Raw genomic sequence first — 14,489 nt, 5'->3', positions numbered from 1 at the left:
GGATCGAAAGGACGACCATGGCTTATCTTCCCGCCGGCCGCGCAAGCGGCTCCCGACCCGCGCAGGCTGCGCATCGCGTCACTTACCTGACTTGCGCCGTGCGTGCCGCCTTGGCGCTTGCCGCCGTGTCCGCCGCCACGCTGCCGCTGGCCGCCGCCCAGGCACAGACCACCCAGACCAGCACCGCGGCCGCGCGCAGCTATCGCATTCCGGCGGGCACACTGACCGAGGCGCTGCCGCGCTTTGCCGACAGCGCGGGTGTGACCGTGTTGTTCGATGCCGCGCTGGTGGGCCAGCGCCGCACATCGGGCTTGTCAGGCAGCTACTCCGTGGCGGAAGGCTTTGCGCGCTTGCTGGAAGGTAGCGGCCTGGCCGTGCAGGAACGTAGCGCGGGCGTCTTCGTGCTGCGTGCCGCCCCGCAGGCAGGCGTGACGCAACTGGCGCCCGTCAAGGTGGTAGGCGAGGGGGCACTGACCACGCCCGCCTGGGAAACCAGCACCGACCGCCAGCGCATGGACGACTTGCAGATCAAGAACTGGAGCGACCTGGGCAAGCGCGCCGAAGCCGGCGTGAGCTTCAACCGAACCACCAACAGCATCAACATTCGCGGCCTTGACCAAGACCGCGTGCTGACCCGCGTGGACGGTATCCGGCTGCCGTGGCTGGACGATGGCGCGCGCGGGGTGAAGGGCGGCCTGGAAGCCGTGGACTTCAACAGCCTGTCGCGGCTGGACATCGTGCGCGGCGCGGACGCCATCGGCGGCGGCTCCGGCGCCATCTCGGGCATTGCCGACCTGCGCACGCTGGACCCGTCCGACCTGCTCACCGACGGCAAGACCTTCGGCGCGCTGGCCAAGACCGATTACGATTCCGCCGATTCAAGCTGGGGCGCCAACGCGGCGCTGGCGGGGCAGATCCACAGCAATACCTTCTGGCTGGTGCAGGCAGGCGTGCGCAATGGCCACGCGCTGGACAACCGGGGCGACGTGGGCGGCTACGGCCCGCAACGCAGTGAACCCAGCCCCGAAGACTACGACCAGCGCAGCTTCCTGCTGAAGCTGCAACAGCGCGTGGAAGGCGGCCACCGCTTCGGCCTGACGGGCGAAACCTTCAAGCGCAACGCCGACATCGACAATATGTACGAGCAGGGCGCGGGCACCAGCTACCTGTACGGCGAAAACAGCACCAAGAAAGAAACCGAGCGCGAGCGCGTGTCGTTCGACTATTCCTACCAGGCGCCCAGCGCGGGCGGCCTGATCGACACGGCCAGCGCCATCGTCTACTGGCAGCGCGTGCGGCTGGACAATTCACTGGACGGTGTGCGCAGCGTGGATTCGCGCGCCCGCATCATTCCCGGCGACCCGTTCCGCTACGGCTTTCCCAGCGGCCCCTACGGGCGCAGCAACTCCATCCAGCAGACGCTGTTTGGCGTGAACGGCGAACTGACCAAGCGCTTTGCCGGCACGTCCGTGTCGCAACTGTGGACGCTGGGCGGCGAATGGTACGGCAACAAGACCGAGCAGAATTCCAGCGGCTACGACAATTGCCCGACCATCCGCCCGGGCCTGCCCGCGCCGTTCGGCCCGCGTGCCTGCGACATGCTGCATACCAACCAGGCCGACGTGCCGCAGTCCAAGGGCAACCAATGGGCGCTGTGGGTGCAAGACGAGTTCAGCTTCGCCGATGGCCGCTACACCGTCATGCCAGCCCTGCGCTACGACCACTACGAACAAAAGCCGCAATCCACCGACAGCTACGACAGCAATCCCAACGCGGGTGCGCTGCCGCCATCCAACAGCGGCAGCCGCTTTTCGCCCAAGCTGCTGGCCACGTGGAAGGCGATGGACGAACTGAGCGTCTACGCCCAATACGCCTACGGCTTCAAGGCGCCCAGCGCCAGCCAGCTTTACACCAACTACGGCGGCCCCGGCACCTATCTGCGCGTGGGCAATCCGTACTTGAAACCCGAGACCAGCAAGGGCTGGGAACTGGGCGCCAAGATCGGGTCTGACGCGCTGGGCGGTGCGGTATCGTTCTTTGATAACCGCTATCAGAACTTCATTGATAGCAATCAACCGTTGGACCCCAATTCGCCGCAATGGCAGGCGGGCTGGGCGGGGCAATATCCGCTGGGAATCACGGGCAACGTCAACCGCGCCAAGGTCCGCATCTATGGCGCCGAGGCCAGCGCGCACTGGAAGTTCTCGCCGGGTTGGCGCACCTGGGGCTCGCTGGCGTGGGCCGTGGGCAAGGATGAAGGCACCGGGCAATACCTGAATTCGGTGGCGCCGCTGAAGGCCATTCTGGGTGTGGGCTACGGCCGCGACGTATGGGGCGTGGACGCCATGCTCACCACCGCGCTCAAGCGTGACAAGGTCGAATACCCGGATGCATCGGCCACCGCGCCCAATGCCGATTTTCAAGCACCGGGCTATGGTGTGGTGGACTTGATGGGTTATTGGCGGCCTGTCGCCGTGAAGGGGCTGCAAGTGCAGGCAGGCGTGTTCAACCTGTTCGACAAGAAGTATTGGGAAGCCATCAACGTGCCGACAGCGGGTTCGCTCGCCTTGCCGCGCACGGTGGATTGGTACACGGAACCGGGACGCAGCGTGCGCGTGTCGCTGACGTACCAGTATTGATTTCGCGCCGCCGCCCGGCATTTGCGCGGGCGGCGGCAGTTTGCATATTGAAGCGCAAGCAACACCCAAGGCTGGAGGCCTACGATGACGAATCAAGATTTCACCACCCGCGCCGAAGCACTGCGCGCCCGCAACGAAACATTGGCCGCGTCGCAACCGGGCCTGCGCGCCCGCAACCTGGCGCAGGCGCTGGGCGTGTCCGAGGCGGAGTGGATTGCGGCGGGCTGTGGCGGTGTGAGGTCCACCGCGCTGCACGGCACCCCGCAAGCCATCTTTCGCGAACTGGGCACGCTGGGCGAAGTGATGGCGCTGACGCGCAACGACTGGTGCGTACACGAGCGCCACGGCGCGTATCTGGATATCCAGGCCGATGGCCCGGTGGGCCTGGTGCTAGGCCCCGATATCGATCTGCGCGTGTTCTTCACCGCGTGGAAGTCCGCTTGGGCGGTTGAGCAGGATGGCCGCCACAGCCTGCAATTCTTCGATGGCGCCGGCGTGGCGGTGCACAAGGTCTATCGCACCGACGCCACCGATGCCGCCGCCTACGACGCGCTGGTGGAAAAGTTCGCGGGCGACGCGCAATGGCCCACCACCGAAGCCTATGCGCCCGCCACGGATGCGGACGAGGTCGACGACGCGGCAAGCTGGCGCGAGGCCTGGCTCGGCATGAAAGACACACACGAATTCTTCCCGCTGTTGCGCAAGTTCAAGGTGTCGCGCCTGGCGGCGTTGGCGGCCGCTGGTGAAGACCTGGCGCAGCCCGTGCCGGCGGAATCGGTTGAACGCATGCTGCAGTCGGCGGCGGAATCGGGCCTGTCCATCATGTGCTTCGTGGGCAACCGCGGCATGATCCAGATCCACACCGGCCCCGTCCAGCAACTGCGCCGCACCGGCCCTTGGTACAACGTGCTGGACCCGAAGTTCAACCTGCATCTGGACACCACCGCCATCGCGTCGGCCTGGGTGGTGAACAAGCCCACGTCCGACGGCTGGGTGACCTCGCTTGAGGTGTATGCCGCCACGGGCGACCTGATCGTGCAGTTCTTCGGCGAGCGCAAGCCCGGCAAGCCCGAACTGACGGGCTGGCGCGAATTGATGGTGGGCCTGTGCGGCGCGCCGTTGGCGGTTTGAAGACGACCTAAGAACGCTTTGAAGATCCTGTAAGGACGCTTGATGAAAAAATGGTTGGCAATTGCGTTGGGCTGGGTCGTTGCGGCGGGCGTGCATGCCGCCGAACCCAGCCGGGTGGTGAGCCTGGGCGGCAGCGTCACGGAAATCGTTTATGGCTTGGGTGAGGGCGACCGGCTGGTGGGCGACGACCTGTCCAGCCTGTATCCCGAGGCAGCCACCAAGCTGCCGCGCGTGGGCTATTACCGCGCCGTGCCGGTGGAAGGCGTGCTGTCGCTCAAGCCCGACCTGGTGCTGGCGTCGGAACAGGCGGGGCCGCCGGACGCGCTGAAGCGCTTGGCCGGCGTGGGCGTGCGCGTGGTCACCGTATCGGATGCGCCTTCGGTTGATTCGTTGAAGGCGCGCATTCGCGCCGTGGCCGAGGCGCTGGGCGTCGCGCCCGCGGGCGAGCGCATGGTGGACGAGGTCACCCGCGAACTCGCGCGCGCCGAAGCTATCCCGGCCACGCGCGCGCGTGCCTTGCTGCTGCTGAACCGCACCGGCACGCCGCAGGGCGCGGGCCGCGACACCGCCGCCAATGAAGTCATGCATCTGGCGGGGCTGGTCAACGTGCTGGACGGCCAGCAAGGCTACAAGCCCTTGTCCGCCGAGGCCATCGGCGCGCTGGCGCCTGACCTGATCGTGGTGACGAAGGCGTCGCTGGACGCCGGCGGCGGCATGGAAAAATTCCTGGCGCAGCCGGGTATTGCCGGTTCGCAGGCGGCCGCCAAGCGTCGGGTGGTGGTCATGGACGACCTGCTGATCCTGGGCATGGGGCCGCGCCTGCCCCTGGCGCTGACCCAGCTCAAGCAAGAGGTCGCTAATGTCATGGCGCGTTAGCGCGCCGTGGGCCTTGGCCCTCTTGGCCGTGGCGTTGGTACTGGCCGTGCTGGCCGCCAGCGCCCATGGTGCGGTGGCGATACCGTTGCGCGAACTGCCCGCGCTGCTGTGGGGGCCAGCCACGCCGGACAACACCCTGTGGCGCAATGTGTTGATCGACATCCGACTGCCACGCGTGCTGTTCGCGGTGGTGGCGGGCGCGGGGCTGGCGATCTCGGGCGCGGCCATGCAGGCGCTGTTTCGCAACCCCTTGGCCGAACCCGGGCTGATCGGCATTTCCGCGGGCGGGGCCTTGGGCGCGGTGGCCGCCATTGTGCTGACTTCGGGCGGCTTCTGGATTACCGCGCCGTCGGCCTTCGTTGGCAGCCTGGTGGCCACGATGTGCGCGTACGCCGTGGGCCGGCGCGTGCCGGGCGTGGCGGGCCTGCTGCTGGCCGGCGTGGCCATCACCGCGATGTCGTTCAGCGTGATCGGGCTGTTCACCTTCGTGGCCACCGATGCGCAACTGCGCGACCTGACGTTCTGGAACATGGGCAGCCTGGGTGGGGCCAACTGGAACGTGCTGGCGTTCCTGGGGCCGTGGGTGCTGCTGATGAGCGCCTGGCTGATCAGCCAATGGCGCGTCATGAACGCCTTGCTGTTGGGCGAGCGCGAGGCCCAGCATCTGGGCTACGCGCTCAAGCGCGTGCGCGCGCAACTGGTGCTGGCCAGCGCGCTGATCGTCGGCCCGCTGGTAGCGGCCACCGGCACCATCGTTTTTGTAGGGCTGGTCGTGCCGCATCTGGTGCGCATGACGCTGGGCGCCAATCACCGCTGGCTGCTGCCCGCCACGGTACTGGCGGGCGGTCTGGCGCTGGTGCTGGCCGATTGGATGGCCCGCACTGTTGTGGTCCCAGCCGAATTGCCGATCGGTCTGGTCACGGGGCTGGTGGGCGGCCCATTCTTTTTGTGGCTGCTGGCGCGTGGACGGAGGCTGGGATGACTTTGGCCGCACACCAACTGACGCTTACACGCGGCGGCACGCGCATCCTGACCGATGTTTCGCTGGCGATACGCCCCGGTGAAGTCCTGGGCTTGCTGGGGGCCAACGGCGCGGGCAAGTCCACGCTGCTGGGGGCGCTGGCGGCCGAGTTGTCGGCCGATGCCGGCCAGTTGAGCCTGGACGGCGCCGCGCTTGCCGGCATGGCCTTGGCGCGGCAAGCACGACGCCGCGCCGTGCTGCCGCAAAAGCCGGGCCTGACCTTCGACCTGGACGTGCGTGAAGTGGTCGCCATGGGCGCTTACCCTTTTCCCGAACTGGCGCCTGCGCAGGTCGAAGCGCTGGTCTCCCAGGCGCTGGACCTGGCCGACGCGGCCCACCTGGGCGGCCGCCGCTATCCCGAACTGTCTGGCGGCGAACAGCAGCGCGTGCAGTTCGCGCGCGTGCTGGTGCAATGCCACGCCGCGCGCGCGCCCGGTGAAGCGCGCTACCTGCTGCTGGACGAACCCACCGCCAGCCTGGACCCCAAGCATCAAACCGACCTGCTGCGCCGCGCCTGGGAACTGGCGCACGCCGGCAATACGGGCGTACTGGTGATCCTGCACGACATGAATCTGGCCGCGCGCTGGTGCGACCGCCTGCTGCTGCTTAGCGGTGGCCGAGATATTGCCCAGGGCGCGCCGGGGGACGTGTTGACCGCCGCTAACCTGTATCTGGCCTTCGGCATCGACGCGCAGGTGATCCCGCATCCGCTGCAACCGGACCGGCTGCTGGTGTTGACGATGTGAAGCCCGGACCAGGGCCGGTAAAATAGGCGGCCTAATTTCACTCATCACCAACAGGACCCGTGTCATGCCTACTTTTGACGTCGTCTCCGAAGTCGACAAACACGAACTTACCAACGCCATCGACCAAGCCAACCGCGAACTCGCCACCCGTTTCGACTTCAAGGGCACCGAGGCCAAGTTCGAACTGGAAGGCTTCGTCGTGACTCAGGTTGCCTCCAGCGCGTTTCAACTCAAGCAGATGCTCGACATCTTGCGCGGCCGCCTGTCGGCGCGCGGCATCGACGTGCGCTGCCTGGACGTGGCCGACCCGCTGGAAAACCTGGGCGGCGCGCGCCAGAAGGTCACCATCAAGCAGGGCATTGAACAGCCCGTGGCCAAGAAGCTGATCGCCGCCATCAAGAACGCCAAGCTCAAGGTGGAATCGCAGATCAATGGCGACAAGCTGCGCATCAGCGGCAAGAAGCGCGACGACCTGCAAGCCGCCATCGCGCTGTTGAAAAAGACCGACGTGGACTTGCCCCTGCAGTTCGAGAACTTCCGCGACTAAGCGCCCCGGCCGCTAGCCATGGGGCACTCCAGCGAACTGCAATTGGTGGTTGAGCTGGCGCGCGCGGGCGGCATGTCCGCCGCCGCCCGGCAGTTGGACGTGACCCCGGCGGCCGTCAGTAAACGGCTGGCGCAGATCGAGGCGCGGCTGGGCGTGCGGCTGTTCAACCGCAGCACCCGCCGCCTGAGCCTCACCGCCGAAGGCGAGGTCTATCTGGAAAGCGCGCGCCGCATCCTGGATGACATCGAAGACCTGGATCAGCTTATCGCCAGCCGCCAGGACAGCCCGCGCGGCCGCCTGAAGGTCAACGCGCCCTTGGGATTCGGCCGCAGCTACATCGCACCCGCCATTGCCGAATTCGCGCAGAAATACCCCGACGTCACGCTGCAATTACAGTTGACCGACAGCCCCGCCGACTTCGTGCGCGACGCTTTCGATGTGGCGATCCGGTTTGGCGACCAGCCCGACACAAGCCTGATCGCCCGCAAAATCGCGCCGAACCGCCGGCTGGTGTGTGCGTCTCCCGGCTACCTGAAGACGCACGGCGTGCCGACCACCCCGCATGACCTGGCGCGGCACCAGTGCATCGTGCTGCGGCAAAACGAAGACGCCTACAGCCTGTGGCGGTTCACCAAGGGGCGCCGTAGCGAAACCGTGAAGGTGCGTGGCGCGCTGAGCAGCAACGACGGCGAAGTGACGCTGACCTGGGGCCTGGCCGGCCTGGGCATCTTGCAGCGCGCCGAATGGGACCTGGCGCGCTACCTGCGCAGCGGCCGCCTGGTGCGCGTGCTGGAAGACTACGCGCTGCCGCAGGCGGACATCTACGCGGTGTTCCCGGAACGCCATCATCTATCGGCCAAGGTTCGTATCTTCGTGGACTTCCTGGTCGGCTATTTCCAGCAGGACACGCCAGCGCGCTGGTAGGGGCCGGCGCGGCGGGCGTTCATCCCGCCGACCACAAATGCTGCGCGGCATAGGCCCGCCAGGGCCGCCATGACTCGGCGCGCGCCAGCAGTTGCTTGGGTGTGTAGGCGCGCGATTCCAATTTCTCCAAGGCCCGGATCAGGCCGATGTCCGCACTGGGAAACGCATCGGGTTCACGCAGTTGCCGCAAGGCAATGTATTGCGCCGTCCATTCGCCGATGCCCCGGATGGCGCGCAGCCGCGTGATGGCGTCTTCCAGGCTGCTGCCGGGTTCGAACAAATTCGGGTCCGCCACCGCTGCGGTCGCCACGGCGGACAAGGTGGCTGCCCGGCTGCGCGGCATGCCCAGCACGGCCAGCTCGGCGGGCGCCACCGCCTCGGGCGTGGGAAACACATGCGTCAGCCCGTCCTCCGGCTGTGCCAGCAAGGCGCCATGCGCGGCCACCAGCTTGCCCGCCAGCCGGATGGCCGCCGACACGGTTATCTGCTGGCCCAGCACGGCGCGCATCGCCAATTCAAACCCGTCCCACGCGCCCGGCACGCGCAGCCCGGGGCGCGCGGCGATCAGCGCGGCCAGCACGGGGTCATGCGCGAATCGTGCGGCGAATGCCACCGGGTCGCTGTCCAGATCCAGCACCCGCCGTATTCGCGCAATGATGGCCGGCAGCGCGTCCGCGCGCGCAACACGCACGGTGGCTTGCAGCGCGTTGCCCCTGGCGGGCCGCACGCGGATCGTGCCCTGCACGCCATCCAGGCTGATCGTGCGCGCATAGCTGTCGCCGTCCACCCGCTCAATGCCGGGAATGGCGCGCAGTTGTAGAAAGCCCAGCATGGCCGCCCAATCGTAGGGCGGGCGGTAGGCAAGCCGTATGGCTTCGTGGTGGATGTCGTGGGCGAGTGTCATGCCGGCCATGCTAACGCGACCAGAATTTCAGCAGAAGGTCGCATCTGGCAAACCCTTGTGACAGCTCTGAATGACTTTGTAGCGTGTTAACGATGCGGTCGGAATATGATGCGTTCCCTTTTTCGGAGAACAGATGTTTATGTCGCGCCCCTTGTGCATGTCCGCCCTTTTAGCCGCCACGTTGATGCTCGCCGCGTGTGGCGACGACAACGCCAAGCCGGAAGCGAAAACCGCCGAAGCCAGCACCGCCCAGGCCGAGATCATCAAGTACAACCAGTACGTGGATACGGCCAACGGCATCAACCAGTCGTTTGAAGAAACGCTAGACCAGTACGAGCAATACATGGTGCCCAAGCTGGCCGACAAGAAGCCCGTGAAGGACTACGTCATCGGCAACGACATCATGGTGTTGCGCACCAAGGAAAAGCTGGAAAAGGCCTTGGCGATGCAGCCCGCCATTCCCGAGATCGACGCCGCCGCCAAGGACTTCGCGCAGGCCCTGGGCAAGCTGGCCCCGCTTAGCACCGACCTGCAGAACTACGCCGCCGCCAAAACCTTCCTGTCGGACAACGGCGCGCTGGCCCGCGAGAAAAGCCCGGCCTACGTGGCCGCGCTGACCGAAGTGGCCAAGGCCGAAAGCGCCTTCTACCACGGCATTTCGGTGAAAGACACCGCCAACACCAAGGAAGCGTTTGAAAAGGCCAAGAAGGACACGGTGGCCTACTACCGCGCCGGCATGGTGTATTACGGCAAGTCCACGCTGAATCAGGCGACCGGCATTTTTGACGGCACCGGCCTGGGCGACAAGAAGGACGCCTTCAAGCAAGACCTGGACAAGCTCAACGAGATGGCGCTGGGCTTTGACAAGAAGACCCGCGAAGCCAACCCCAAGGGTTGCGCCAGCACGATGATGCAGGCCAATGCCTTCCTGGCGGCCGGACGCAAGGTGCTGGAGCACACGGAAAGCGGCCGCTACAAGGAAGACGCCGCGCGCACGGGCGCCTTCAAGATGATGCGTCCCACCATCGTCGACGACGCCTATGGCCTGCGCCAGAACTTCAACAACCTGATCAACAACCTGAACGTCAGCCGTTGCTGATCTCCGGTACAACATCTTCAACCTGAAGTTGAAGATGTTGTGAATGGCGCTGCGCGCACGGCGCGCGGCGCTCGGTAAATTGCCGACAGACCCTTATCAGCAAGGAGCCTGTCGGCCCATGAAGACCTATCGCATCGCAACCATTCCCGGCGACGGCATCGGCAAGGAAGTCATTCCGGCCGGCCAGCGCGTCTTGCAGGCCCTGGCCGACGACGGCGGACTGCGCTTCGAATTTCAGAATTTCGACTGGGGCGGCGACTACTACCGGCAGCACGGCGTGATGATGCCGGCCGATGGCCTGGACGCCCTGCGCGACAAAGACGCGATTCTGTTCGGCTCGGCGGGCGACCCCGACATTGCCGACCACATCACCCTGTGGGGCCTGCGCCTGAAGATCTGCCAGGGCTTTGACCAGTACGCCAACGTGCGCCCCACGCGCATCCTGCCCGGCATCGACGCGCCGCTCAAGCGCTGCACGCCCGAGCAACTGAACTGGGTCATCGTGCGCGAAAACTCCGAGGGCGAATACTCCGGCGTGGGCGGACGCGTGCACCAGGGCCATCCCATCGAAGCCGCCACCGACGTATCGATCATGACGCGCGCCGGGGTCGAACGCATCCTGCGCTTTGCCTTCAAGCTGGCGCAATCTCGGCCGCGCAAGCTGCTTACCGTGGTCACCAAGTCCAACGCGCAGCGCCATGCCATGGTGATGTGGGACGAGATCGCGCTGCAAGTCAGCCGTGAATTTCCGGACGTGAGCTGGGACAAGGAATTGGTGGATGCCGCCACCGCACGCATGGTCAACCGGCCCGCGTCGCTGGACACCATCGTTGCCACCAACTTGCATGCCGACATCCTCAGCGACCTGGCCGCGGCCCTGGCCGGCAGCCTGGGCATTGCACCCACCGGCAACATCGACCCCGAACGCCGTTACCCGTCCATGTTCGAACCCATCCACGGGTCGGCGTTCGACATCATGGGCCAGGGCCTGGCGAATCCGGTCGGCACGTTCTGGTCGGTGGTGATGCTGCTTGAGCATTTGGGCGAAACCGATGCGGCGGCACGCTTGATGCAAGCCATAGAACAAGTCACCGGCACGCCCGCGCTGCACACGCGCGACCTGGGCGGCAACGCCACCACCGAAGATGTCACGGCCGCGGTGTGCGCGCGTCTGGCGCAGGGCAAGGCAGTGAAAGCGGCATAGCGCTGGAGGGCGCCTGGCCGGCAATACAACAAGAAGCGAAGTTCATTCGTAATCCAAGGAGACAAGCATGTCCAAGCAAAACTCCCGCGCACGCGCGTTGGCGTTCGCCTGCCTGTTCAGCCTGCCGCTGGCAGGCGGCATGGCCGTTGCACAGACTTACCCCGCCAAGCCCATCAGCCTGGTCGTGCCGTTTCCGGCGGGGGGCACCACCGACGTGCTGGCGCGCGCGCTGGGCCAGGAGCTCAGCAAAAGCCTGGGCCAGCCCGTGGTGGTGGAAAACAAACCCGGCGCGGGCTCGACCCTGGGCGCGGACTATGTGGCCAAGGCCGCGCCCGACGGCTACACCTTGTTGATGGGTGCGGTGCATCACACCATCGCCACCAGCGTCTACAAGAGCCTGCATTACGACTTCCAGAAGGACTTCGCGCCCGTCACCACCGTGGCGCTGGTGCCCAACGTGCTGGTGGTCAACCCCAAGCTGGACGCGACCAACGTGCAAGGCTTGTTGAAACTGGCGCAGGCCGCGCCCGGCAAGCTGACCTTCGGGTCCAACGGCATGGGCACCGGCCAGCATTTGATTGGCGCGCAGTTTGAGCAAGAAGGCCACGTCAAGCTGCTGCATGTGCCGTACAAGGGCAGCGGGCCCTTGACGACGGACCTGCTGGGTGGGCAGATCGATATGTCGTTCGACACCATCACGCCCGTCTTGCCGCACATACAAAGCGGCAAGCTGCGGGCGCTGGCGGTTACCACCAATAAGCGTTCAGAGGCGCTGCCGAATGTGCCGACGATGGAAGAGGCCGGCCTGAAGCCCTTCAACATGGGCACCTGGTTCGGCGTGTTGGCGCCGGCCGCCGTGCCCAAGGACGTGGTGACGCGGCTGAACGCCGAGATGGTGAAGATCATCAAGTCGCCCGATTTCTCGCGCCGCATGGCCGAGATTGGCGCGGTGCCTATCGGCGACACACCTGAGCAGATGCGCGCCCGCATCGGCACGGATACCGCGAATTACGCCAAGCTGGTGAAGGACGCGAACGTGGCGATCAACTGAGCCCGTTACGCGCGGATCCAGCCGCGCGCGATTGGCAAGGCCAGCAGCTTGCGGTAGATGGCTTGCGCGGCCAGCGTCAGCGGCGCGCCAACGCGGTTCCACACCGCCGCGGTGGCCGCTGCCGCGACGGGCGCCAGGATCAGGCCGCCCGCGATGTCCAGCGGAAAGTGCACGCCCAGGTACACGCGCGACGTGCCCACGACCATGGCGGCCAGCAGCGCCGCCCAACCCCAGCCGGCCCAACGCCGGTCAAAGATCAGCGCGAACGCAAACGTGGCGATGATGATGGTGTGGTTGCTGGGGAATGAAGAAGTGGCCTTGTGCGGGAAAAACGCGTGGCCCAGGCCCAGCACAAAGGGACGCGGCTGCGGCCACAGCGCACCGCACAGGTAGCTGATGAACAACGCCGCGCCAATGCTGGTCAGCACTTTCAGGGCCAGGCTGCGTTGCGCCTGCCCGCCCCACAGCCACATCGCCACCAGCGCGCCCGGCACCAGCAGGATCAAGCGATTGGCCAGCAGCAAGGCGGCCTGGATCTGCCAGGTGGCGGTAGCCGGGTCGGCGTTGATCGACTGAAACAGGGCGTGGTTCAGGATATCCAGGGCATTCATGACAAGTCATCGCAGCGTAATAATCAATAGCCGCGATGGTAGTGGGCCTAGCCGTCAGTCCGCTTACAAAATGCGGCTGAATTTGGGCTTTTACTTCTGGACACGCGCTTTGCTAGCGTCCTTCGCCTTCGCTATCGTCCACACTCGTCATCCCTTTGGTTGATGCGGCCGCGCCTTCATCTGCCTCCCAACTTTTTGCCCAGCCGGCGCCATCCAACCACAACCCCCGTCAGGCTCAACGCCGCGCCGCCCAGGCTCAGGACGATCAACAAGAGGTCCCACAAGGGCCGGCGCGACAACAGACCGGTCCAGTCCCAGCTGTGCAGAAAGGCGAACAGCCAGCGGCTGACACGGTTGCTGCGGTCTTGCCGGCCCACGATCTGGCTGGTGGCCGGGTCCAGGTAGACCCAGGTGGCTTGCCGGTTGTCGTAGATCACGCGCCAGATGGGCAGCGGCTTTTCCACATGGCCCAGCATGGCGTGGGCGTCGCGTGCGTAGTAATAGAAGTCGTACTGGGTCAGCACCTGAACGTCCCGCACCGTGGCGCCCGGCAGCAGGCGCGTGGCGGCCTCGCGCAAGTCGCTTTCGGCGAACGTAGTGGGTACGGCGTCGGTCGCAGACAGCACGCGCGGCGCGCCTGCGGTGCTGCGCGTCAGGGCCACCTCCTGGCCGGCCGCGCGCGTCCACACCAATTCGCGCGGGGCGCTGGGCAGGGCGGCGATCAGGTCACGCGGCGTGGACAGCGGCGCGTCGGCCGGGGGGCCGGCGTAGGCATTGGCTGCAAGCGGCGCGGCCGTGCTGGTGAAAAGCTTCCACGGGTTCATCGACATCAGGCCACTGAAGATCCAGGTAATGGTGATGGCGGCAAACAGCAGGCCGCTGATGTGATGCCATCGCATCATGCTTTCGCGGTAGGGCGAACGGCTGCCCGTGGCGTAAGGGCGCGAAAAGCGCCAGCGCAGGATGCCCACGACGGTGCCCGTTAGCGCCAGCACCACGCCGGCCACCGACAGCCACACCACCACGTCGTGCCACCAGCGGTCCAGCGCATTGCCGCGCAGCGGATACAGCCAATGGATCCACGCGCCCGCGTAGTTCCAGGCGCGTTCGTTGCGCGTGGCGTCCAACACCACCGCGCCGGTGGCCGACGAGACGTACAGCCGGGTGCGCGCCGGGTCGTCCATGTCGATGCGGTGCAGCGGCCGGTGCACGTCCAGCGACCCGGAGTGGGTGTAGACGTCTTCATCCACCGTCTCTTGATGGCGCGCGGCGTATTGGCCGCCGAACCACGCCAGCGCCGACGCCTGCGCCACGGCGGCATCGGCGGGTGGCAGCAGCGCGCCGCTGGCGGCATCCACCACCTTGGGCGCTGTGCGTGGGGCGCCCGGTACCAGATAGACCGGCGCGCCGGCGCGCGTGGCGGCCAGGCTCAGGCCCGGGGTGTCGCGGGCGCCCGCCGCCGCCAGCGCCTGGGCGGGCGTGATGGCGATGGTGGCCGCATCCAGCGGCGCCAGGTGCGTCAGCCGTTCCTGCGGCGTCAGCTTGGGGTAGCCCACGTACATCATCACCACGCCGGAAATAAACCACATGGCAAAGAACAGGCACAGCACGATGCCGGCCCAGCGATGGGTCAGGTAGAGCCATCGCTTGAGGCGGGAAGACAGCGGCGGCCCGGCGCGGCGGGCGGGCTTACTTGCGGCTTGGCGTGTAGAAGTGGCGCTCATGGCATTCCCCTT

At 66.4% G+C, this 14,489-nt stretch carries 13 protein-coding genes; 10 read left to right on the top strand and 3 right to left on the bottom strand.

Annotated elements, in window-relative coordinates; all coding sequences use genetic code 11:
• Positions 1-17: 17 nt before the first annotated feature.
• The 7 genes from ELS24_RS24335 (at position 18) to ELS24_RS24305 (ending at position 7,884) form a co-directional block, all read left to right on the top strand.
• Positions 18-2,639, top strand: coding sequence for a TonB-dependent receptor (locus ELS24_RS24335; protein ID WP_127185564.1), 2,622 nt, complete (start codon positions 18-20; stop codon positions 2,637-2,639).
• 84 nt (positions 2,640-2,723) lie between these two features.
• Positions 2,724-3,770: a hemin-degrading factor gene (locus tag ELS24_RS24330; RefSeq protein WP_127185563.1), complete on the top strand. Its 1,047-nt coding sequence runs from the start codon at positions 2,724-2,726 to the stop codon at positions 3,768-3,770.
• Positions 3,771-3,812: 42 nt separating this feature from the next.
• Positions 3,813-4,646, top strand: a complete 834-nt coding sequence (locus ELS24_RS24325; RefSeq protein ID WP_127185562.1) for a heme/hemin ABC transporter substrate-binding protein — start codon at positions 3,813-3,815, stop codon at positions 4,644-4,646.
• Positions 4,630-5,628, top strand: a complete 999-nt coding sequence (locus tag ELS24_RS24320; RefSeq protein ID WP_127185561.1) for a FecCD family ABC transporter permease — start codon at positions 4,630-4,632, stop codon at positions 5,626-5,628. The genes ELS24_RS24325 and ELS24_RS24320 overlap by 17 nt, the downstream gene beginning before the upstream one ends.
• Positions 5,625-6,413 carry a heme ABC transporter ATP-binding protein gene (locus ELS24_RS24315; protein WP_127185560.1) on the top strand — a complete coding sequence of 263 codons (789 nt, stop codon included), beginning with the start codon at positions 5,625-5,627 and terminating at the stop codon, positions 6,411-6,413. The genes ELS24_RS24320 and ELS24_RS24315 overlap by 4 nt, the downstream gene beginning before the upstream one ends.
• Before the next feature lie 64 nt (positions 6,414-6,477).
• Positions 6,478-6,960: a YajQ family cyclic di-GMP-binding protein gene (locus ELS24_RS24310; RefSeq protein ID WP_050450041.1), complete on the top strand. Its 483-nt coding sequence runs from the start codon at positions 6,478-6,480 to the stop codon at positions 6,958-6,960.
• 18 nt (positions 6,961-6,978) lie between these two features.
• A complete protein-coding gene (locus ELS24_RS24305) occupies positions 6,979-7,884 on the top strand; it encodes a LysR family transcriptional regulator (RefSeq protein ID WP_127185559.1) in 906 nt (301 codons plus the stop codon).
• Between the two features lie 19 nt (positions 7,885-7,903).
• Here the strand turns inward: ELS24_RS24305 and ELS24_RS24300 are convergent, their stop codons facing one another.
• Entirely contained in the window at positions 7,904-8,788 is an 885-nt protein-coding gene (locus ELS24_RS24300; protein WP_127185558.1) for a DNA-3-methyladenine glycosylase family protein, read from the bottom strand.
• Positions 8,789-8,945: 157 nt separating this feature from the next.
• On the opposite strand from ELS24_RS24300, the gene ELS24_RS24295 reads away from it, so the two are divergent.
• The 3 genes from ELS24_RS24295 to ELS24_RS24285 all read left to right on the top strand — a co-directional run bounded on the left by ELS24_RS24295 (position 8,946) and on the right by ELS24_RS24285 (position 12,142).
• Positions 8,946-9,887, top strand: coding sequence for a DUF3829 domain-containing protein (locus ELS24_RS24295; RefSeq protein ID WP_240669371.1), 942 nt, complete (start codon positions 8,946-8,948; stop codon positions 9,885-9,887).
• A 118-nt stretch (positions 9,888-10,005) separates the two neighbouring features.
• Positions 10,006-11,091 (top strand): tartrate dehydrogenase, encoded by a 1,086-nt coding sequence (locus ELS24_RS24290; RefSeq protein ID WP_127185557.1) that lies wholly within the window; start codon positions 10,006-10,008, stop codon positions 11,089-11,091.
• 67 nt (positions 11,092-11,158) lie between these two features.
• Positions 11,159-12,142, top strand: coding sequence for a Bug family tripartite tricarboxylate transporter substrate binding protein (locus ELS24_RS24285; RefSeq protein ID WP_127185556.1), 984 nt, complete (start codon positions 11,159-11,161; stop codon positions 12,140-12,142).
• Positions 12,143-12,147: 5 nt separating this feature from the next.
• Here the strand turns inward: ELS24_RS24285 and ELS24_RS24280 are convergent, their stop codons facing one another.
• Positions 12,148-12,753 (bottom strand): phosphatase PAP2 family protein, encoded by a 606-nt coding sequence (locus ELS24_RS24280; RefSeq protein WP_127185555.1) that lies wholly within the window; start codon positions 12,751-12,753, stop codon positions 12,148-12,150.
• A 176-nt stretch (positions 12,754-12,929) separates the two neighbouring features.
• Positions 12,930-14,477, bottom strand: a complete 1,548-nt coding sequence (locus ELS24_RS24275) for a PepSY-associated TM helix domain-containing protein (RefSeq protein WP_127185554.1) — start codon at positions 14,475-14,477, stop codon at positions 12,930-12,932.
• Between the last annotated feature and the right edge of the window lie 12 nt (positions 14,478-14,489).

Origin of the sequence: Achromobacter spanius, assembly GCF_003994415.1 — a bacterium.
GTDB lineage: Bacteria > Pseudomonadota > Gammaproteobacteria > Burkholderiales > Burkholderiaceae_B > Achromobacter > Achromobacter spanius_C.
This window is presented reverse-complemented; position numbering and strand designations above follow the sequence as displayed.

What these genes read in the sequence shown, in the direction of transcription:
- ELS24_RS24300 (WP_127185558.1), bottom strand. Translation starts at nt 8,788, where the DNA reads ATGACACTCGCCCACGACATCCACCACGAAGCCATACGGCTTGCCTAC.
- ELS24_RS24325 (WP_127185562.1), top strand. Translation starts at nt 3,813, where the DNA reads ATGAAAAAATGGTTGGCAATTGCGTTGGGCTGGGTCGTTGCGGCGGGC.
- ELS24_RS24315 (WP_127185560.1), top strand. Translation starts at nt 5,625, where the DNA reads ATGACTTTGGCCGCACACCAACTGACGCTTACACGCGGCGGCACGCGC.
- ELS24_RS24285 (WP_127185556.1), top strand. Translation starts at nt 11,159, where the DNA reads ATGTCCAAGCAAAACTCCCGCGCACGCGCGTTGGCGTTCGCCTGCCTG.
- ELS24_RS24310 (WP_050450041.1), top strand. Translation starts at nt 6,478, where the DNA reads ATGCCTACTTTTGACGTCGTCTCCGAAGTCGACAAACACGAACTTACC.
- ELS24_RS24320 (WP_127185561.1), top strand. Translation starts at nt 4,630, where the DNA reads ATGTCATGGCGCGTTAGCGCGCCGTGGGCCTTGGCCCTCTTGGCCGTG.
- ELS24_RS24280 (WP_127185555.1), bottom strand. Translation starts at nt 12,753, where the DNA reads ATGAATGCCCTGGATATCCTGAACCACGCCCTGTTTCAGTCGATCAAC.
- ELS24_RS24275 (WP_127185554.1), bottom strand. Translation starts at nt 14,477, where the DNA reads ATGAGCGCCACTTCTACACGCCAAGCCGCAAGTAAGCCCGCCCGCCGC.
- ELS24_RS24335 (WP_127185564.1), top strand. Translation starts at nt 18, where the DNA reads ATGGCTTATCTTCCCGCCGGCCGCGCAAGCGGCTCCCGACCCGCGCAG.
- ELS24_RS24305 (WP_127185559.1), top strand. Translation starts at nt 6,979, where the DNA reads ATGGGGCACTCCAGCGAACTGCAATTGGTGGTTGAGCTGGCGCGCGCG.
- ELS24_RS24330 (WP_127185563.1), top strand. Translation starts at nt 2,724, where the DNA reads ATGACGAATCAAGATTTCACCACCCGCGCCGAAGCACTGCGCGCCCGC.
- ELS24_RS24295 (WP_240669371.1), top strand. Translation starts at nt 8,946, where the DNA reads ATGTCCGCCCTTTTAGCCGCCACGTTGATGCTCGCCGCGTGTGGCGAC.
- ELS24_RS24290 (WP_127185557.1), top strand. Translation starts at nt 10,006, where the DNA reads ATGAAGACCTATCGCATCGCAACCATTCCCGGCGACGGCATCGGCAAG.